Here is a 19716-nt window from a genome sequence, read left to right as displayed (position 1 = left end):
GCGGGTTCCCAATGCGGTTAGAAGCGGTAGGCCAGCTCCACGCCGAAGGTCTGCGGAGGCGCCATGACGCCTATGGACGTTGTGGATGCATAGGACTGAAGGTAACGCGTACCGAAAATATTTTTTCCGTACAGATAGATGTCGAAGTTGTCCCCTTCATATCCGAGACGCGCGTTGAAGACGGTTACGGGATCACGGTAATAGTCATTGGCGTCATCCCAGTAGAGCTTGTCGGCATAGATGGCTTCCATGCGGGCGAAGACTCCTGAGGAATGCCTGTACTGCAACCCGGCGGTGCCGGAAAAGGTCGGCGTGTAGGGAATGCGCTTGCCGTCATAGGAGACGTCCTTGCCGGTCGTGGTATCCATGGTGCTGTAGTCGTCATACTGCGCATAGGTATAGCCGCCGCTCAGATCGAATTCGAGGCCTTCGAGTATCCTCCAGGTAAGGTCCAGTTCTGCGCCGTAGCTGGAAGCCCTGCCGGCGTTTCTCGCCACATACGCGGCAAGGGTGGGGTTGTATTCCATGATCTGGAGATTTTCGAAGGTCGAGTAAAACAAGCTCAGATTTGCCAGGAATTTGTTGTCAAACCAGCCGGTTTTGGCGCCGATTTCATAGTTCCAGGCGGTCTGGGAATCGTAGGTGAGCTCGGTCGGCGTGGAAGCACCGTAGTTGAAGCCGCCGGGCACGGCACTGCGACTCACGCCCGCGTAGATCATGTCGCTGGGGTTTATCTGCCAGGTGAGCGCAAAACGGGGCAGCAGCTCGCTCCAGCTCTTGTCCGGGCTGGTCTCCATGGGTTTGGAACCGAAAAGCGCCTGCATGTCGCTGTTGGGCTCATATTTGATGGTGGCGGACTTGTAGGCGTTATACCAGCGCAATCCGGCGATGGCATGGACCGATTCCGTAAGCGGAATGTCAATCTGACCGAAGGGCGCTATTTCCTGAGTGGTCTGCTTGAAGGGCTGATTCAGTGATATGTTGTCGAAGCCATACATGGGCATGTAATTGGCGTAGATGTTTTTGATGTCCAGGTCGGTATAACTTCCGTACAGCCCGAGCAGCCACTGCACTTTACTGTCTTCAGGGGAATTGAGCCGGAATTCCTGGGTGACTTCTTTGCGTACGATATTGCGGCCGGAGGTGTCCGCCATAGGCATCACCGGATTGAGATATGCCTGGAAGTCTATGGTTTCAGTGCGATAGGTCGTTACGGAGTTGAAGGTCATGAAGTCCATGTCCACCGAGGCGGTCAGGGCCAGATTCAGGGTGTCGCTGTCGGAGTAGTCCTTGTTGGTGGAAAAGGAGTCCAGAGTCGGTTCGTCTCCCTTGATGTAGGCGGGCCGTTCGCGCGAGCGGGTGTAGTCGCCGTGCAGGGAAATATCAACCTGCTTTGTAGGCGTGAGGCGAAGCGTTCCCTTGAACCTGTCTTTCTGACTGGTATTGCTTCTGTCGCGGCCCGAGACGTCCATGTAGCCTTCCGACTGATCATGCATGGCGGACAGGGAGATATAGAACAGGTCTTCTTTCAGAGGGCCGCTCACGGTTCCGCCGAGGGCGTAGCCCTCATATGACTCGGCGCGGGTAAAGACCTTCCCCCTGATAGTATTGTCCGGCTTTTTGGAGATGACGTTGATAATACCGCCGAAGGAATTTTTGCCGTACATGACGCTCTGCGGGCCTCGCAGCACTTCGACCCGTTCGATGTCCAGAAGAGAGGCGTCCATGTTCATAAAAGTGTCCGCGGGAACGCCATCCACATAGATCACCAGTGGGTTGGTTTCCGTGGGGATGACCGTGGGCGCGCCGCGAAAGGACATATAGTTCATGCCGCCCATGCCCCGGTTGACGGAGAGGTTGGGTACGCGCCGCAACACGGCGTCAATCTTGGTGACGCCCTTGTCGTCAAGCTGTTGTGAATCCAGCACGGTCAAGGTCATGGGCGTCTTCTGTACCTCGGTTTTTCTTTTATCCACCGTCACGATAACCGGCGGCAGTCCGTACGGCGTGGCATTATTGGTTTTTGCCTCATCCGTGCCCGAATTTTGCCGGGGTTCTTTGGCGTCGTCTTCCTCCGCCATGGCGACGACTGGCGCAGCGCACAGGCATGCGGTGATCATAAGGTACAGGCAGTAGTTGCCAAGTTTGCTCTTGGCTGGCGACATGGGTTCCTCCTTGGAAATAAAAATGAATTTCTTTTTCAATTGGACGACGTGCGTCCACCCCCAATACGTGTGTTTGGACACGGAACTGCCCAAACACACGTCAACCTGTTCAAGGATATGGATAGCAATACAAAAAGCACCCCCGGAAATGTAAAAAAATTATCCTATTGCGCTCCGGGATTGGGAAGCCATCCCTCCCTGAGCATAACGCTGTGGTATTTTTTAAAAAGTTCAAAGGAAAACGGGGGAATTTTCGGTGCGGCCATGCCGAGAGTGTTGCTCATGTCGATGCGCAGGGGCTTTATGCTGTCGCCGCCGTCCTGCCTGACCATGGAAAGCAGTATTCGCAGATTGTCGTCATTGCTGCCTTCCGCCTCCCGATTGAGATGCCGTACCCAGTCCGAGGAGGGCACAAGTGAAACGTTGTAGCCCAGGCGGTTCAGGTAGTCTGTCCAGCAGCCCCACGGTTCCGGTCTCGGATTGCAGATATGAAAGGCGCGGCCGTAGCTTCCCGCGCGGGTCGCTATGCTTGGAACGACAGAGGCCGCCACATTAACGGGAACAATGTCCACAAGGCGACGGCTTTCAGGCACAAGACCCATCTGGCAGCAGACCCGCAGGAGCCGCCAGTAAATTTCCGTCGTATCGCAATGATGGCTGACAGTGTCGCCGCCGACGGTGTTGAACCTGTAAATGGCTACCGGCAGCCCCCGGTTCCCGGCCCTGCGCACCATGGCATCCATAACCCATCTGCTGAGGATATAGCCGCTTGAAAGTCCCTTGTTGGATGTGAAATCATCGTCTTCCCGGATGATGCTGTTCTCTTCACGCGCACTGTGGTCGGCAATGGACAGGCTGCTGATAAAATGCAGAGGCTTGCACCGGCCCGTGCAGCAGAACGCAATGGCCTCTTTTGTGCCCGCCACATTGATCCGGCGCAGGTTGCGATAACTTTGCGCCAGATTCACCTTGAGGCCGCTGTGCACAACAAGATCGATGTTGTCGGCCAGGCGCGCCCACTCTGCCTCGCCCAGTCCGAAACGCTCCTCGCCCAGCCGCCCGTGAACCATGCGCAGATGGCGCGCGTAGTCGCTGTGCCAGCAATGGGATTCGCGCATGCGCTGTTGCAGGCACTCCAGCGGACCGGCATTGCCGGTGGAGCCTTCCGGCTCTTCCAGGCAAAGGATGGTGCAATCGCGCCGTTCCAGCAGATGAGACAACACCCAAAGCCCGATGGCTCCAGGAGCGCCTGTCACAAGGATGCGCTGGCCGGGGAGCAGGGGATGAGCCGCCAGGGAGTCCGGCACAGCGGCGTCAGCCATGTGAATGTCCTCCTCGGGCAGCCCCTCGGGGATATTGAGATGGGCGTCGGACAGGCCCTCGACGCACCCGGGCTTCACGTTTCCGGCAAGATAGGCGGCCATGTCGCGAAGGGTGGGAACCTGGTAAAGATCCCTGAAGTTCACATGATTGCCGAATTCTCCTCGCAATATAAAAGCCAGTTGCGTAATGGAGATGGAGTTCCCGCCCAGCCTGAAAAAGTCGTCTTCCCTGAAAACATGCCGCACTGCGAGCAGGCCGCGCCATATCTCGGCCAGCTTTTTCTCTTCGCTTGTTTGCGGCAGACTGCCCTTTGCATCCTGTTCCTGGCGGAAGGGATTGGGCAGTTGCTTGACGTCAATTTTCCCGGTGAGGGTTTTGGGTATGAATTTTGAAAACAGCAATATTTCCGGTCTCATGGGAGCGCTCAATTGCTCCTCAAGATATTTTTCAAGCTCTGTGCGCAAGTTGATCTGTACGCGGTTCTCAACGGGAGAGTTGGATAGCGGGCCTTCCGTGCGATCATCAGCGCCGGAAAGGGGAAGTGCGGCTTTGCCGCTGCCCTTGGGACGGAAAAGCGCGTCGATGGAAAGTCCGTCAGAAGCAAAATGGACATCCACCTCGCATTCCGTTTCCTGGGCAAGATCATGCAGGGCTTCGCGGGTAAATCCCGCACTTTCTTCATGAGCTTCGCTTTTTTGTAACAGCATGGACATGGAGGAGAACATTTCGCCTGAAGCCACGGCATCTTCAAGCGCCATTTTGAAACGCAGCCAAGGGGTCAGGCGCGCGTTGGCCATGCGCCGGACGCATAAATCCATCCCCTTTTGCGTGGCCTGGCGGACCATTCGGGCAAGTTCCCGCCGCCCGTGCCTTGCCGCGTCCCATTGGACGGAGCTGCCGCAAAATTCGCGCAGCGGGATGGTATCCAGGTAAAGAAAAGCCTCATAGCGGAACCGTGTCAGTTCGTTGTCGGCATGTCCGCGCTTGGGCATGGTTTCCACCGCGCGGACGCGAGGCAGGCTGCCGGGCAGTTGATGGAAAAAGCGCGGAGACACCAGCAGTTCTTTTTCGCCGCTCTTCATCCTGGCCGTACGGCTCAGCACGTCCGTAACCAGGAACTCGTTTTCCGTGCCGCGCTGGTCCTTGTGGCTATGTATCAATAGACTGTAGCGAAAAATATCTTCCGCATCATAATTGCGCAGATCTCCAAGATATATCCTTCCGCCGTGGCCCAGCTTTCCTATGGCCTGTTCCAGGGCCGTGAGCAGGTATTTCCTGTCGGGAAAATACTGAACAACGGAATTGTATACCGCAGTGTCATAGGGCTCGTCCCTGATCATGGAAAGATCGTGCGCATGCCCTTCGTACAGGCAAACGCCCTTTGTGGATGCCTGCCCGTCCCGCCACGGGGTTTCCAGGGCCTGGGACAGGCGCAGCAAGGCTTCCGGCGCATTGTCCGTGCCTGTGTACTGGCGGCAGACGGCCTTCAGGGGGAAGAGCAGAAAACCTTGCCCGCAGCCGATCTCAAGAATGCGCTCCGGATTCAATGCCGTGATGGAACGCACGGTTTCAGCCATGCACTCGTCCATTTCCTCCCGCGTGAGCGGCAGGCCGGTATAGCTGCTGACCCATATATGGTAGTCTGCGGTGAAGTTGCCTTTTTGCGCGATCTTTTCATAAGTCGCGTTGTAAAGATGCTTCCACTGCTCAAGATGGCTTGTACCGGCATTGACATGATCATTACGGCGGCTGTCAGGAGCGATATAGGCCACAAGCCGTTTTTGTTCCGTCCTGTCAAGAACGCCGTAGACAACGGCCTCTGAAACGGCGGGGTGCTTTTCAAGGATGTGGCGCACTTCATCAGGCTCCACGCGTACGCCACGTATCTTGACCTGCCTGTCTTTGCGGCCCTTGTAATAGAGGAGGCCATCTTGACCTATATGGGCCAGGTCGCCGGTGGAGAACCATGTCGCGCCGGGACTGAATGCCTCCAGTGCCGGAAATTTGCGGAAGCACTTGCGGGTCATGTCTTCGTTATTGTGGTAGCCTGTGGCAAGGCAGGCCCCGGAAACAAGAATCTCTCCCTCTTCCCCGCGTGGCAGGGGGCGTCCGTTTTCATCCACGACGGCGACAAGGGTGTTCGCAATGGGCTTGCCGATGGAGACCGTGTCGCCCAGGCTACCGGAAGCGGAAGCTTCATGCCAGGTCGCGTCCGCCGTCACTTCTGTCGAGCCGTAGAGGTTCAGGAGGCGCACTTCCGGAACTTGGGCGAGTATGCTTTCCACCAGCCTCGGTGAAAGGGACTCGCCGCTGCAGGACAAAAGGCTGAGACGGTTCATCCACCTGCCGAACAGTCCGGAGCCCACCAGGGCGGAAAGCAGCGAGGGCGTGATGACCAGACGGCTGACAGCATGCTCGTGGACAAGTTCCGCGAGAGAGGCAATGTCCTTGGCGGAGTCGGCGCTGGGAATCACCACGGGCGTGCCCGCCAAAAGAGCGCCAAAAATTTCCCAGAAAAAGTCTGCGAAAGCAGTGGTCGTTTTGGCGCAGGCCCGCTCGCCTTTTTGCCAGGGGTACTCTTTCCACATCCACTGAAGGCGGTTGCCGAGACCGGCGTGGCTCAGGCAAACCCCTTTGGGCCGCCCCGTTGAGCCGGAGGTATACAGTAAGCAGCCCACATCCCTCTGGTCTGCCGCAATATGCGAGGGTAGAGAGTGTCCCGCATCGTCCGTGGTGTCGCTGTCGAAACCGTCAATAAAGAGAACGCTGTTCAAGGAGCCGGGCATGTGTCGGTCATTCCACAGGCCTTGTCCGGCAATAAGAACGGTTATCCCGGAATCTTCAATTATTCTCACTGATTGTCTTTTAGGATAGATTGGGGGCAGGGGCATCCATGCGCCGTTCAGCCGCCATACGGCCAGCATGGCGGCGATCATGTCGGCGCCGGGTACAGCGCGGATTCCGGCCTTGTCTCCGGCGGCGAATCCTCGGCCATGAAGCAGGGCGGCAATATGATCCGCCTTCTTGTGCAGTTCGCCGTAGCTGACAATGATATCCCGCTTTTTGCCACTTTTTTTGTCCGCCGGATCTGCCGCCAGTATAAGGGCCGGTTCGTCCTCTTTCCGTTTCACCAGGGAATCAAAAACAAGCCAGGGATCAAAGGGGGGAAAAATATGCTCCTCCCCGGCAAGTATAACAGCCTTGTCCGCAGGGGCTGCGGAAAGAGCGGTGGTGATCTGGGAAAGAGGGAGATCCCGGCCATGCGCCAGGGCGAGCATGAACTCCTTCATTTGCAGAAGCATGGTTTCCGCATCGAAGTCGGAAAAAAGTCGACGGTCATAGATGAGCACCAGGCGAAGCGTATGTTCGGGAAAGCCCATGACGGTCAGGGGGTAACTGGTTTTTTCAAAGCTTTCCTCAACGGTCATCTCAAAGGGAAGTTCCCCGTTGCCTTGGCCGGAAATATTCTCGAATACGGTCATGGTATTGATAAAACTGCCGTCGGCGCTGGCGGTGCAGAGTTCACGCAATGCGGTGACTGACACATGGCCGTGCTCGGCTGCTTCAATCATGTCATTCTGGATGGATTGCAGCCAGTCGCGGCATATCTGCCCGTTGAAGGCAATGCGAATGGGAAGAACGTTCAGCAGCGGGCCGAAGATTTTTTCAACATCGGGAATTTCGGCTGGGCGGAGCGCAAAGCTTGAGGCGAAAAGTACGTCGGCACGGCCTGAGTTTACGGAAAGAACATGCGCCCATGCCGCCTGAAAAAAGACGTTCAGGGTCAGGCCCAGCCCGGCGGCGGATCGTGTCAGAAACGCCGTTTCGTCCTCAGTCAGTGAATGCTCCAGCCTGCCCGGCATGCCGCTTTGATCCGCTTCTTCTCCGTCGCCCTGGGGATGTTTTTCCCTCCGTGGCAGGGGAGGGCATTGGGCGGCGTCAAGTTTGGCGGCCCACCAGCGCAAGGAGGTTTCGTTGTTTTTGGCTCCCAGATAGGCCACATATGCGCGCATGGAGGGGAGGTTGCCTCTGCCGGTCGGTAGTGGAGAAGATCCGCAGGAATAGGCTTTGCAAAACTCTTCGAAAAGCACACCGATTGACCAGCCATCCGCCACAATATGATGCAATGTCAGCAGCATATGCAGATGGTCATCCTTGAGGTGGTGGAATGCCAAACGAACCAGCGGAGGTCTGTCGAGTGCGAAGCTCACGGCCCGGTCTTCCTCCATAAAGCGGCGCAGTCTTTTTTCCTGTCCATCCGGAGGCAGGGCGCGCAGGTCTTCATGGTGAAATCTGTAGTCAACCTTGGCATGCACCGCCTGCAGGGGTTTGCTCAGTCCTTCCCAGTGAAAGGAAGTACGCAGGGAGGGGATCCTTTGGAGCGTCAGCATCCAGGCCGCGTCCAGTTTTCGCATGTCAAAGCGACCCCTGACGGCAAAGGCGTACTGCTGGATATAGACAGAGGCGCCCGGCTCTTTAAGGTCGTGGAAGAGCATACCGGCCTGGAGCGGAGTTACGGGGAAAACCTCTTCAATATTGGGGGGCAAGTCCATGACGACCTCGGGAAGTAATCTTTGATGTTATAGAAAAGAATTTTAATTTCATTTTCATTAAGTGCCTGGGCCGATGGAATGATTCTCCCATGGCCGGTCGCGGCTAAATGCTCCAGGACTTCAGGCGTTCCTGGCATTGCCAGAATTGATAGTAAATGCCCTTGCGGCGCATTAGTTCCTCATGGCTTCCTTTTTCAGCAATGCCGCCTTCCTTGAGCACGAGTATCTGATGCGCCCCGCGCACGGTGGACAGCCGGTGGGCGATGATCAGCAGAGTCTTGTTCTTGACGAGGGTCTTGAGCGCCTCCTGGATCAGGAGCTCGTTTTCGGGGTCCACGGAGGCTGTGGCCTCATCAAGCACCAGTAGGGGAGCGTTTTTCAAAATGGCTCTGGCTATGGCAATGCGTTGGCGCTCGCCGCCGGAAAGGCGAGCCCCGCCTTCCCCGACCATGGTGTCGTACTTGTTTTCCAGTTCCATGATAAATTCATGGCAGTGAGCCTTGCGGGCCGCCTCCATCACTTCTTCTTCGCTCGCCTGGGGAGAGGCCATGCGTATATTGTTCAGCACGGTATCGTTGAACAGGTATACATCCTGAAATACCACGCTGAACAGTTTGTAGAAATCGTTTTGCGAAAACGTCCGAATATCGGTTCCGCCGATACGGATAGATCCGCCGCTGACATCCCAGAATCTCAGCAGGAGGTTGGCTGTGGTGGTTTTGCCGCTTCCGGACTCCCCGACAAGGGCGGTAACCGTACCCTGAGGCATGTGAAATGATATATCGTTCAGGACCTGGCGTTGCCCATAGGAGAATGATACACGGTCAAAAGTAATGTTCAGATCAGCTGGTGGCGTGTAGCCGGGCAACTGGGGTAAGCTCTTTTCCTGAAAAATCGACGTAATACGGCGCAAGGATTCCGTAGCGAATCTGAATTCCGTCAAAAAGACGCCAATATTTTGCAATGGTTCGTAAAACCTGCCGCTGATAAGAAGGATGAAAAGCAGTACGGCAGCATCAGCCCTGTGAGTGGAAACGGCCCACCCGCCGACAGCCACGGTAGCGATAAAGACTATATCCAACAGAGAGATATAGGAGCGGCACAGGTCGCCGACCTTGATTTCCAGCTCAAGGGCGAGCTTGCGAAAGCGGGCGTTGGCCATTGTCCAGGGCGTAAAGCCGCGTCCCGTGATGCCGTTGGCCTTGAGCTCAGCGATGCCGCCGAGGTATTCCAGGAGCGTGCTGTCCGCCAGAGCTCTGCTGTCCAGGAACCCCTGCGTTTTTGAGCCGGTGGCGGTGTAGGCCCTGTAAAGGATGGGCAAAGAGGCTGCAATCCCCACCAGGGGGATGAGGCTCAGGGGGCCGGTCACGAATGCCGTGGCGATTCCCAGCATGAGAACAATGGCTATGCAGGCGGCCATCTCTTGAATGTATACGCAAAAAATGGACTCAGCGTCGACCATGTCGTGCAGAAAGCAGCCGCTGATCTTGGCATTGTTGGTGCGCCTGAAGTACGAGAGCGGCAGTGTGCGCAGATGGGCGGCAAGGCGAACCCTTATGTCGGCGACAATATCATAGCCCGATTTCAGCGAAGCGGATGATGCCGCGAAGCTGACAAAGTAGTACCCCAGCGCGAGCAGGAGCAGAGCGAGGCTGAATGCATGAATGCCGATGTATGTGGGATCTGACGTCAGATAGAGCATTAAAAAGAATACCAGAAGATAGGCTGCGGTCTGTACTGCCTGAACGGAAAAAGTCAGTACAATGGCCTGTAACAGGGGCTTTTGCTTTCCCTGGATAAAGGCAAGTATATTCTTAAGCATCTTTGCCCCCGGAGCTGTTTTTTTCAGAAGGAGAACAGAGTTCCCACGAGCGTGTGGTTTGCCAGGCATCCCACATGCGGCTGTATACGCCGTTCTGCTGTAGCAACTCCGCATGGGTTCCGCTTTCTGCAATGGCTCCCTTGTCCAGCACGATGATGTTGTCGGCATGGGCGATGGACGACAGCCGGTGCGCGACGACGATGACGGTCTTGTTTTTCAGAAAATTTGACAGTCCTTTCTGAATGGCTTCCTCGCTTTCGGGATCGACAAAAGCGCTGGCCTCATCAAGCAAAACAACCGGGGCATTATGCAGAGCCATGCGGGCCAGGGCCAGCCGCTGGCGCTGGCCGCCGCTGAGGTGGACTTCGCCGCCGGAACCGATCCGGGTGTCGTAACCGTTGGGCAGGCTTTTAATGAATTTGTCACACTGGACCATGCGGGCGGCGGCTTCAATTTGTTCCTGTGAAGGGTTGTCCAGGCCAAGGCAGAGATTTTCCCTTACTGTTCCCGAAAAAATAAAGGGATTCTGAAAAACCAGAGCCATCAGTTTGCCGAGCTCGCCGCTTGCGAACTCCTGCAGATCTATGCCGCCCACGGTGATTCGGCCGGAACTCAGGCGCTCCATGCCTGCAAGGGCCGCGACCAGAGTGCTCTTACCGGAACCGCTAAAGCCGACAATGGCGGTTATGGCGGATGCGCTGGCCTCAAAGCTTATGTTTTTCAGCACAGGTTTGTCGTCATAGTTCACTGACAGATTTTCAACCCTGAGGTCCGGCACGATGGAGCTGTCGTATTTGCGGTCGCCCCGTACTTCTTCCGGCACGTCCAGAAGCTGTTTCATGCCATGGTAACCGACACCCGCCTTCCACAAAAAAGTGATGAAGCGGGGCATGCGCGTAAGAGGGACGAAGGATATCCACCCCACCATTATGAACAACAGCATGATATCAAGCTGAATGTAACCGGACTTGTATAAATAGGCGCCTGCCATGGCTGTAATAACAAAGGCCATTGCGGTTATGGTAAGAAAATACATGCACCTGTGTAAAAAAACTTTTTGTATATCTATTTGTATTTTTTTGAAATTTTTTATTGCATCGTCCATTCTTCGATATGATTCATTTGTTCTGTTAAATATCTTTATATCCTGCATTCCATGTATAAACTCTATTGTATCAGAATGAAGTATTGATACTGTTTTGAAATATTCATCATTAAGAGTTGTATTCTTCATGAGTTTAAATGTTATATAATGAATATATATTGCAATTATTATTATTGAAAGGATTACAAAGGAAAGTGTTGTATTGATAAAGAAAAGGATGCATATGCACAGTATGGGAAGTAAGACACAGGCTATGCTGTCAGATATGTTATGAGCAATAAAATACTCCATTAATTCGATGTCATGTTTAAGAATTTTCTTTAATTCTCCAGTACTTTTATTTGAAAACCAGTGCAGGGGGATTTTTCCCAAATGGTCCATCAATACCGCACAGATTTTTGTCCCAAATATGAAAGAAGCCTTATGCGCAAAGGCCGTGCACCGCGCCCTGCAAATGAAGACCAGGATGATAGCAATAGTTGCAATGGCGAAAAAAAGCGCCAGCAAACTGTTGCTCGTACCGTTTTGCAGGCTGCGGAAAACCATCCAGGCCATAAAGATGGGAATAGGATAAAAAAACGCCGCCGCTGCGGCGAAGAAGACGGCCTGGCGCATAGGAGGAACGCTTTCGGGTGCCAGTTTCATGAGATGACGTATAGCGCATATGCAAGACATGTTTTCTCTCCCTGATTATTCTATAAAATTGGGGTTCTCAACAAGAGAAAGACTTTTTTCAACAATGTACTCAATGAATCTGTCATATTCTTTTGCGAAAAATAACTGATCCTCTTTAAATTTTTGAGCCATGAACAGATTGCTCGTGTATATACTCCATTCAAGGATATCATGCTCAGGAGTTATTGCATCTTTTTCTCCATAACATACTGATATTGGGAATAAAAATTTGCATTTTGGATATGGTAAAATAAATTTTTCGTCCATTATAAAATCTGATTTAAGCATTGGTAAGTATAGATCGAGAAGTTCTCTGTTGCTAAGCACAATATCGGAAATAAATCCAAGCCGGTGCAATGTGCTGATAAAATCATCATCTGTCATGCCGCTGACGGGTACAGGTGGGGGAGTGTGCGGGGCCCTGCCGCCCGCAACGATGATGCCCACGGGAGGGCGTCCGGCTGCGGTGGTGAGCTGGGCTGTCAGGTAGGCGAGGCCGGCCCCGTAGCAGAGGCCGAGCATGACATAGGGCTTATGGATGTGGGCAAGAACGGATGCGGCAATGCTCTGTGCCAGTTCATGAATGTCGTCGGGCAGTTTTTCGGCACGGCGTTTTTCCTTGCCGGGCAGGGACACCGGACAGAGGCGCAAACGGTAAGGTTGCAGTGACTTGTCCCACCCATGGAATACGGATGGCCCTCCGCCTGCGTATGGGAATGCGATGATTGCGGCCTGGTCGTTCTCGTCCGGCGCCTGGGTCAGCCATTTGTCCGAAGCCGTGCCCGGAAAGGCAGACGTCTTGGTAAGGGACATAGGTATCCTGCTGTTTGTGTTTTTAGTAGGCTTATCCCAAAAATGCCGCTTCCCTCTGCTCAAAAGGGCAATAAAAATATCCAGTTTGGGAGAGAGGAAATAATCTTGAGGTGTAAATGAAATTGACTTTCAATGTCTAATGACCTATCGTGCGAACAAAACTTGGTTTTTTGTGACTGCCTGGTGTCTGGACGGCAGTAACCGAATGGACTCGGGGTGTCAGCCCTCCTTTGCCGTTGCGGCGCCTTGCCTGAAAAATTCCTCTGTGCGCCGGAATCCCGGAATGGCAGGAGGACCTCGCCGGAGATTGTTTTGTGAATGCGCAGGGCGGTGTTGAGCAAGGCCGACCAGTCGCCGCCCGACCCTTCATTGCGGCGCTGGTTCTGCCTATATAGACCAATTGCACGCAGTTCCTTGCCTGAAATATCGAATTTACCTGTAGAGGGCGGCAAATAGGTTTTAAGAAAATCAATGAACATCAGATACAGCCTTCAGGAGATTGCTGAATGGACGCAAAGACTTTGTTTGAAAGAGACTTTACTCTTTCCCGTGTTGCTGAAATCAGCCGGATGCATCGTTGCCATGAAGAACCGAGAAATGTCTCTTTTTCCTGCGACTGGGCAGAGGGAAGCGGTGTGGCCTTTGAGCCTTTTAAGGGCGTTCAGTTTGGGGTTTGCGGTCCAATCACTGTTACACGGGAAAAGGTTTCCCATCTTCGTTGTGAATCCTCCGTGCTGGTATGCATTGTTGTCGCTTCAGGCGAAACACATATAGAGTTTGACTGCAAATCTGAAAATACTGTTTCTGTAACTTCAAATATGTTTGCGCTTGGGGAGCTTTCGGATGTGGATGTCGCGCTGCGTTTGCCGAGACAGAATGATTACAGGCATGTCGGCATTTTCATCTCCAGGAATTTTTTGGAAAGCACTTTCGGGCAGGGAGCCTATGCACATTTGAAAGAAGTGCTGCGCGGAATGGGAAGCAACGGCAGGACGCCCATAATGGCTGCCGGCATCGCCAGCGCGGAATGCATGAAATGCGTGAGGTGCTTCATCGAAAACAGGGGATGCTTTAATAATAATGAGCTCTATGTTAAATACTCCATCCTTGAATTCTTTTTCAAGGCTATGCGCAGCGCTGAAAAAAGGATGGAAAGCTCTGACGTTTGTTTTATGGACGATGAGATATGCAGGATAAAAAAACTAAAAAATGAAATAGAGAATCAATTTCTGATGATAGACACTGTTGAGGAATTGTATTCAAAAGTCGGCATAAACAGATCGAAAATAAACCAGGGTTTCAAGCATCTTTATGGAGTAAGTATCGCCAAGTTTGTTCATAAATGCAAAATGGAATATGCCTATTCAATGCTGGAAAAGCGTCGGATGAACGTCAGCCAATGCGCGTTTGCTATAGGCTATTCCAATGTCGGGCATTTTATCAGTGCATATAAAAAGCTTTATGGTATAACACCCAAGCAGACAATGCGCCAATTTTCGACACTGTCCAATTAGGACCTGTCGGCACTGCGTTCTTTATCCGTAGGCAGCTTGCTGCAACGGTTGAGGCAAGAATACACTTCTTTTATAAAAGTCTCGCTCTCCTTGCCTGACTGACCTGAAAGGAGTTGAAGCCGTGGCTGTAGGCGTGCAGCGCCATACGCGCATCAAGAGCGGAGCGAACAGAATCACAGTAGTATCAGGTCTGGTGCGCGTTGGGGCAGGGCGAGCCCCAGGGTATCGACAGCCGCGGTAAATTGCGTTTTTTGCGGCAGAGGGCAGCGTGCATTTTGAACTGTGCAATATTTATGCTCTAAAGAAAAAATGCCCGGTTCGCCGGGCATTTTCTCTTTTCAGATCACTGTGCCGTCACGCTGAAGTTTCGTGCCGGACGGCATGTCCGTATCAGCGAAGCGTAAGATCTTGAGCTGCCGCCCCCATGATGTGTCGGGCCAGAAAGTCCGGCATATCATTTTTTGTATCGTAAAGATAAAAATGTTCGCCGGGAAAAAGATGGATGGTGCAGCCGCCGGTGGTAAGCTTTGCCCATTCTTCAAGGAGGGGCAGGGGCGAGTCCTGGTCCCTGTCGCCGCAGCAAACACAAATGGGGCAGGAGACGGGTGGACTTGCTGCGGATGTATGCGTTTCCACCAAGCGGAAGTCATCGCGCACCACAGGTAACAGCACATCAAGGAAATCCCTGTTTTGAAGAATGTCTTCCGGGGTTCCGCCAAGCCTGCGCAGCTCGTCGAGCAGGCTTGGCGTCGGAGCACGGAACAGCGCTTGCTTATGATTCTGCATCACATGTGGCGGATATCTGCCGGAAACAAAGAGCAACGCAGGAGTGGGAATGCCCAGACTTTCAATTTCTCTCACGGTTTCCAGGGCGATGATGCTGCCCAGACTGTGTCCGAATATGAAATAGCGGCTGTCGGGCACGCAGGCCGCGACGCATTGCGCCGCTTTCCGGGCCGCTAAGGCGACTGAAGGACAGAATGGCTCGGCCATGCGCCGTCCGCGGCCCGGCAGTTCCATGGGATATATGGTGGCGGACCCGCTGAGTGCTTTTTGCCACTGGCGATAGATATCCGCGCTGCCTCCGGCGTGAGCGAAGCAGAACAGGGGTGGAAAGAGAGGCCTCCCAAGAGGCACGTCCGGCAGCCAGGCGGCTATTTCCGCCGGAAAAGAATATTGGTCAGGCATGTGCGCCTTCCATTTTTTCCGGGTCCTGGGCGTAAAAAAGAGCGGTCAGCGAGAGGCCGTCCCGGTGATCAAGCAGAATATCCGCCCTCATGCCGTGAGCCTGGGCCAAGGCGTGTACTTCTGCGGGCAACAGCCCAAGCTCCCGGGCTGACCCTGCCGCGTTTTCCGCCAGATCGAGGGCTGATGCAAGTGTCAGGGCCGGGGAGGACCCTTCTGCGAGCATGCTGGTACAAACGCTTCTTTCCTTATGGGTTCTGGCGTCAGGAATGCCCGTGACGCTTAAACCGCATGTCTGAGGGACAGGCAGCAACAGACCGGCCAGAATCCCGGCCAGAATGTCCTGAGGCTTTCCCGCCTCCGAAATTTTTTCCCACGGCAGGACCAGTTTCGCGGACAGAGGCGGGGTTTTCTCATCCACAAGGGTTACGTCATAGCGGAATTTCATGAGCTCATTATACGCGGAACCCGGTTTGGGCCTGGTGAAAGCACGCATGCGTGCGAGACGTTCCCCCTGTAAAGAGTGCCAGAACTCCGGGGGCACAAGAAGTTCTTCTTCGTCGGCCATGGAATTCAGCTCTTCGCGGAATCGCGCGGCGCTTGTGCCGCCGGGGAGCTCGCATAAGAGCCTGGATATCCGGAACAACGGCAATGCGGCGGCGTTTCTGACGTCTCCTATGAAAACCTTGCCCCCTTTCCGGATGTGTTTCAGGCCGTGCTCCAGCGCATGCAGCAGATACGCCGTGTCAGGAAAATATTGTACTACAGAATTGTATACGAGGGCGTCAAAGATTTCTTCGCCGACGGAGGCCAGATCGGTGGCTTCTGCCTGGCAGAGATCCACATCGAGATTCTCAAGCTGCTCCGGCGGGAGTTTTTCCAGCGCTTTGCAAAGGCGGTTCAGCGCGGCGGCCGAGAAGTCCACACCGACATAGCGTGCGCATTCGCCGGCCAGGCGCAGCAGCAACAGGCCATGCCCGCAGCCGACTTCAAGAATGGAATCCGCGTGGAGGTCTCTTATGGCATCCAGGGTATCTTCCAGCCATTGCCGCATTTCATTGCCGGGAATGGGGTCGCCCGTGCAGGCGCTTTTCCAGAGGGAGAAGTTTTGAAGCAGCGGCATGGAGCTATCCATTTGCCGGTATGTTTCCTCATATACTGCGGCCCATTGCCGGATTCGCTGCCGGCGTTCCTGTTCCGTCATGTCAGGCTTCCTGCGCGGCCTGTTGAGCCGGGGCTTCAACGGCCAGGCGTTCGAGGATGGCGTTTGCAACACCTTCCACAGTGGGAGAGATAAAGAAAACAGAAAGCGGCAGAGGCACGGGGATAACTTCCCTGATGCGTCCGATGACCTGCATGGCGCGCAGAGAGTCACCGCCGGAGTGGAAAAAGTTGGCGTCAAGGGGAGGCTCCTCCGTATCCAGAACTTCCGCCCACTGGCGTGCCACAAGTTTTTCCAGAGGCGTCTGCGCCGGACGGCGGACGTTTTTCCCCTTCATGCTCCCCTTTCCGGCGATTTCTGCCAGAAGACGACCCACGGTTTTTCTGTCCACCTTGCCGTTGGCGGTCATGGGCGTTTGGTCTTCTATGGCCCAAAGCCGTGGAATCATGGCGAGGGGAAAGGATTTTTGCAGAAACTCCGACAACTCTTCGGGGAGCGGGCGTCTGCCTTCCGTCTCAACCCAGGCACCGAGCACGGCCCTGCTTTCCCCGTCGCTGCCGTCGGCGCGCATGGACACCGGCAACAGAAGGGCGCGCACGACGCCGGAGCAGGTTGTGAGAGCCGATTCAATCTCGACGGGATCAGCGCGGTAGCCGCCTATATTTATTTGAAAATCTTTTCTGCCCAGGATTTCGATAATGCCGCCGGGCCGGTAGCGCCCCATATCGCCGGTTCTGTATAGGCGCTCGCCCGTACGGGGATGTGCGACAAAAGAATTTTCATCCCCGCCGGTAGTGTGAATGCATACCCCTATGCCGGAGCAGTACATTTCGCCTGCAACCCAGTCAGGAAGCTCGTTCAAGGCAGAATCCATGATATAATAACTGTTGTTGGCTATGGGGGCGCCGTAGGGAATGGAAGGCCACTCCGGGTCAAGACCCCGCACGGGGTGAAGGATGTTCCAGAGGGTGGTTTCCGTGGGACCGCCGCAGGAGTATAGTTCCGAGCCGGGGCAGAATTCCGCTATGCTCGCCAGGGTGACGGGGGGAATCCAGTCTCCGCCAAGAATATGCAGTCGTAGAGGAAGCTGAATCCCCTGTTTCCGACAATGTTTCATGAGCGCAGAGTGGAATCCGGGCACGCTGTTCCAGATGGAAGCGCCACGCCGCATTATGGTTTCAACCCAGTGCCGGGGATCGGAAGCCTTTTCCGGGGCAAGGATAACTATGGCCGCTCCGGCCGTCAGCGCTCCGAAAATGTCATACATGGACATGTCGTGGTGCATGGCGGTAATGGCCAAAAACCTGTCTTCCTGCGTCACCTTGAAGCGTCTGTTTGAATGGAGCACGGCATTCATAAGGCCTTTCTGCCCGATGGTGACGGCCTTGGGCGTTCCGGTGGTCCCGGAGGTAAGCATGACATAGGCCGCTGCATGTGGCGCGTGAAGAAACTGTCGCTCATGAACCGGGGAATGCCGGTCGGAGCCCGCCTCCGGGGAAGACGAGTCAAAAACGAGCCTGGGCAGGCGCAGATTTTCCGCCGCATGGCTGCACGGCTCATCCGTGATGACAGCCACGGCGCCGCCGATGCGCACGAGGGTCTCGAGACGCGCGGCAGGGCAGGAGGCGTCAAGGGGCAGGAAGGGTCTGCCAGCCGCCATAATCGCCAGAACAGCGGCAACAGCCTTCCAGCCGCGTCGCATGAGGACGGCCACGCATCCGCCATGAGGCGGAAGCTGTTCCGGCCTTGCAACGACACCGCACAGCATCTTTTGAATCTGTTGAGAAACACGGAAGACTGCATCATGCAGGGCGTGGTAGGAAACGGCATCCTCGCCGCAGAAAATGGCGATGTTCTCCGGATGGCTCCAAGCCTGGTGAGAAAAGAGGCGCAGCAGGTCGGTGTCGGGTAAAGGTTCGGGGGCCGCCGCCGCTGTCTGGCGCGCCTTTTTCTGTGTTTCGGGCAGTTCCGCCAGCCTTGGCCGCTCCCATGCTTCTTTTTGCGACGCAAGCAGACGGACAAGACGCATGAACTCCTGAAACATATCCCCAATAAGTCCGTCGGGAAACTGGCTGTCTCTGGAATCCCAATATATATGCAGTTTACCGGAAAAAATCGAAAAAACGCAATCCAGGTGGACCTGAGGCGTTGAGCCGTACAGGCGGTGCAGAATGCCCATGGCGCGTATATGCTCATCCAGGTCCGCGCCGTCGGAAGCGCCGTCGGGCATAGCCGTGAACACAACGGGCATGGAGGCGGACTCGGCGGAACCTTTTATCCGCGCCAGTTCGCGCAGCAGCGACATGCCTGAAACCTGCCCGTGGCGGAGGCTGGTCCAAGTTTCCTCCTGAAACTTTGCCGCCTTGTCCCTGAAAGATACGCCCTGAGCGTCGTCAAATTCCAGCAGGGTGAATGTGGCGAACTCTCCGATGATGTTATTGATGTCGGGGTGCCAGCTCAACTCCCTGTTAAAACGGGGGGTGTTCAGCGTAAAGCGTCGGGTGCCGCTCCAGAGGGCCAGAACCTCTCCATAGGCCGCCCCCAGGGCGGAGGCATGGGAAAGGCCCATTTCAGCGCAGATACTCTTCAGAGCCAGCGTTTCTTTTTCCGTCAGAATATCCGCCCGCCGCGTTACCATGTCAGGTGTGGCCGGAGAGGCGGGGGAACTCCGTCTGGGCAGGGGAGGGGGCGGAGGCAGGGATTTGAGCCTGTCCTTCCAGTAACGTTCGCTCTCAAAATATTCCACGCCGTTTTTGGACTGCTCAAGCGCGGTCAGATAGTCGCGGAAGGTTATGCGCAAGGGGGGCAGAGCGGTTTGCGGAGACGCGTACAGTGTGCCCAGTTCTTCGAAAATAATCTGAAAACTCCTGCCGTCTATGGCCCATTGGTCAAAACGGAAATGCAGCCTGCCCGCTCCGGAAGGGGACAGGCGGCTGAAACGCACCTCGGACTGGGGCCAGACTGAAAGATCGCTGACCGTGGCGATCATTTCCACGGCGATATCGTTGAGGCGCTGCTCCCGAGCCTCGGCGTCAAGATGCTGAAGATTCTCTTCACGCACGGACAGGCGACGGGGAAGCGGCAAAACCTGCTGTCGCCCGTCTTCCAGCACGACCGCGCGAAGCATCGGATGGCGTGAGACGAGCGTGTCCAGTGCCCGTTGCAGCCGCGCGACATCCAGAGCCGGACAATCTATTTCTACGTAACTCTGCATGGCAACACCGCCTCCGCCGATATCCTTGTCTCTGCCAATCCAGTAGGCCTGCTGCATGTCGCTCAATGGGAAGGGCTTATACATGGCATCCGGCGCTGCTTTGACAACCCACCGGGAAGGCAGTTTCTTGTTTTTTGCCCTCAGGGCAAGAGCATTCAGTTTTTCCATGCCTGACAAGGCAGTTT

At 54.9% G+C, this 19716-nt stretch carries 10 protein-coding genes; 1 reads left to right on the top strand and 9 read right to left on the bottom strand.

Annotated elements, in window-relative coordinates; genetic code table 11:
- Positions 1 to 17 precede the first annotated feature (17 nt).
- The 6 genes from HMPREF0326_RS11190 to HMPREF0326_RS16865 all read right to left on the bottom strand — a co-directional run bounded on the left by HMPREF0326_RS11190 (position 18) and on the right by HMPREF0326_RS16865 (position 12935).
- Complete coding sequence (locus HMPREF0326_RS11190) at positions 18 to 2165, bottom strand: TonB-dependent receptor (RefSeq protein WP_020990539.1); 2148 nt, start codon at positions 2163 to 2165, stop codon at positions 18 to 20.
- A 164-nt stretch (positions 2166 to 2329) separates the two neighbouring features.
- On the bottom strand, positions 2330 to 8041 hold the full coding sequence (locus tag HMPREF0326_RS11185; protein ID WP_008683710.1) for a non-ribosomal peptide synthetase: 5712 nt from the start codon (positions 8039 to 8041) through the stop codon (positions 2330 to 2332).
- A 103-nt stretch (positions 8042 to 8144) separates the two neighbouring features.
- The gene (locus HMPREF0326_RS11180; protein WP_008683713.1) at positions 8145 to 9863 is read right to left on the bottom strand and encodes an ABC transporter ATP-binding protein; all 1719 of its coding nucleotides are present in this window, start codon (positions 9861 to 9863) and stop codon (positions 8145 to 8147) included.
- Positions 9856 to 11643 (bottom strand): ABC transporter ATP-binding protein, encoded by a 1788-nt coding sequence (locus HMPREF0326_RS11175; RefSeq protein ID WP_008683715.1) that lies wholly within the window; start codon positions 11641 to 11643, stop codon positions 9856 to 9858. The genes HMPREF0326_RS11180 and HMPREF0326_RS11175 overlap by 8 nt, the downstream gene beginning before the upstream one ends.
- A 15-nt stretch (positions 11644 to 11658) precedes the next feature.
- A complete protein-coding gene (locus HMPREF0326_RS11170) occupies positions 11659 to 12456 on the bottom strand; it encodes a thioesterase II family protein (protein WP_008683717.1) in 798 nt (265 codons plus the stop codon).
- A 59-nt stretch (positions 12457 to 12515) separates the two neighbouring features.
- Positions 12516 to 12935, bottom strand: coding sequence for a hypothetical protein (locus HMPREF0326_RS16865; RefSeq protein WP_147568422.1), 420 nt, complete (start codon positions 12933 to 12935; stop codon positions 12516 to 12518).
- A gap of 27 nt (positions 12936 to 12962) precedes the next feature.
- Here HMPREF0326_RS16865 and HMPREF0326_RS11165 point away from each other — a divergent pair, with 27 nt between their 5' ends.
- Complete coding sequence (locus tag HMPREF0326_RS11165; protein ID WP_008683719.1) at positions 12963 to 13970, top strand: helix-turn-helix domain-containing protein; 1008 nt, start codon at positions 12963 to 12965, stop codon at positions 13968 to 13970.
- A 390-nt stretch (positions 13971 to 14360) separates the two neighbouring features.
- On the opposite strand, the gene HMPREF0326_RS11160 is transcribed toward HMPREF0326_RS11165, so the two are convergent.
- The 3 genes from HMPREF0326_RS11160 to HMPREF0326_RS11150 all read right to left on the bottom strand — a co-directional run bounded on the left by HMPREF0326_RS11160 (position 14361) and on the right by HMPREF0326_RS11150 (position 19699).
- Positions 14361 to 15158 (bottom strand): thioesterase II family protein, encoded by a 798-nt coding sequence (locus tag HMPREF0326_RS11160; protein ID WP_008683721.1) that lies wholly within the window; start codon positions 15156 to 15158, stop codon positions 14361 to 14363.
- Complete coding sequence (locus tag HMPREF0326_RS11155) at positions 15151 to 16278, bottom strand: class I SAM-dependent methyltransferase (protein WP_232224934.1); 1128 nt, start codon at positions 16276 to 16278, stop codon at positions 15151 to 15153. Before HMPREF0326_RS11155 ends, HMPREF0326_RS11160 begins: the two co-directional genes overlap by 8 nt.
- Positions 16279 to 16360: 82 nt before the next feature.
- Positions 16361 to 19699 (bottom strand): non-ribosomal peptide synthetase, encoded by a 3339-nt coding sequence (locus HMPREF0326_RS11150; protein ID WP_232224942.1) that lies wholly within the window; start codon positions 19697 to 19699, stop codon positions 16361 to 16363.
- Positions 19700 to 19716 lie beyond the last annotated feature (17 nt).

Origin of the sequence: Desulfovibrio sp. 3_1_syn3 (assembly GCF_000145315.2) — a bacterium.
GTDB classification, from domain to species: Bacteria; Desulfobacterota; Desulfovibrionia; order Desulfovibrionales; family Desulfovibrionaceae; genus Desulfovibrio; species Desulfovibrio fairfieldensis.
The sequence above is the reverse complement of the archived record's forward strand: the minus strand, read 5'-3'. Positions and strand labels throughout refer to the sequence as shown.

Excerpts from the sequence above, each read along its gene's own strand:
- HMPREF0326_RS11175 (WP_008683715.1), bottom strand. The coding sequence starts at position 11,643 with ATGTCTTGCATATGCGCTATACGTCATCTCATGAAACTGGCACCCGAA.
- HMPREF0326_RS11150 (WP_232224942.1), bottom strand. The coding sequence starts at position 19,699 with ATGGAAAAACTGAATGCTCTTGCCCTGAGGGCAAAAAACAAGAAACTG.
- HMPREF0326_RS11160 (WP_008683721.1), bottom strand. The coding sequence starts at position 15,158 with ATGCCTGACCAATATTCTTTTCCGGCGGAAATAGCCGCCTGGCTGCCG.
- HMPREF0326_RS11170 (WP_008683717.1), bottom strand. The coding sequence starts at position 12,456 with ATGTCCCTTACCAAGACGTCTGCCTTTCCGGGCACGGCTTCGGACAAA.
- HMPREF0326_RS11155 (WP_232224934.1), bottom strand. The coding sequence starts at position 16,278 with ATGCCGCTGCTTCAAAACTTCTCCCTCTGGAAAAGCGCCTGCACGGGC.
- HMPREF0326_RS11185 (WP_008683710.1), bottom strand. The coding sequence starts at position 8,041 with ATGGACTTGCCCCCCAATATTGAAGAGGTTTTCCCCGTAACTCCGCTC.
- HMPREF0326_RS11190 (WP_020990539.1), bottom strand. The coding sequence starts at position 2,165 with ATGTCGCCAGCCAAGAGCAAACTTGGCAACTACTGCCTGTACCTTATG.
- HMPREF0326_RS11180 (WP_008683713.1), bottom strand. The coding sequence starts at position 9,863 with ATGCTTAAGAATATACTTGCCTTTATCCAGGGAAAGCAAAAGCCCCTG.
- HMPREF0326_RS11165 (WP_008683719.1), top strand. The coding sequence starts at position 12,963 with ATGGACGCAAAGACTTTGTTTGAAAGAGACTTTACTCTTTCCCGTGTT.
- HMPREF0326_RS16865 (WP_147568422.1), bottom strand. The coding sequence starts at position 12,935 with ATGTTCATTGATTTTCTTAAAACCTATTTGCCGCCCTCTACAGGTAAA.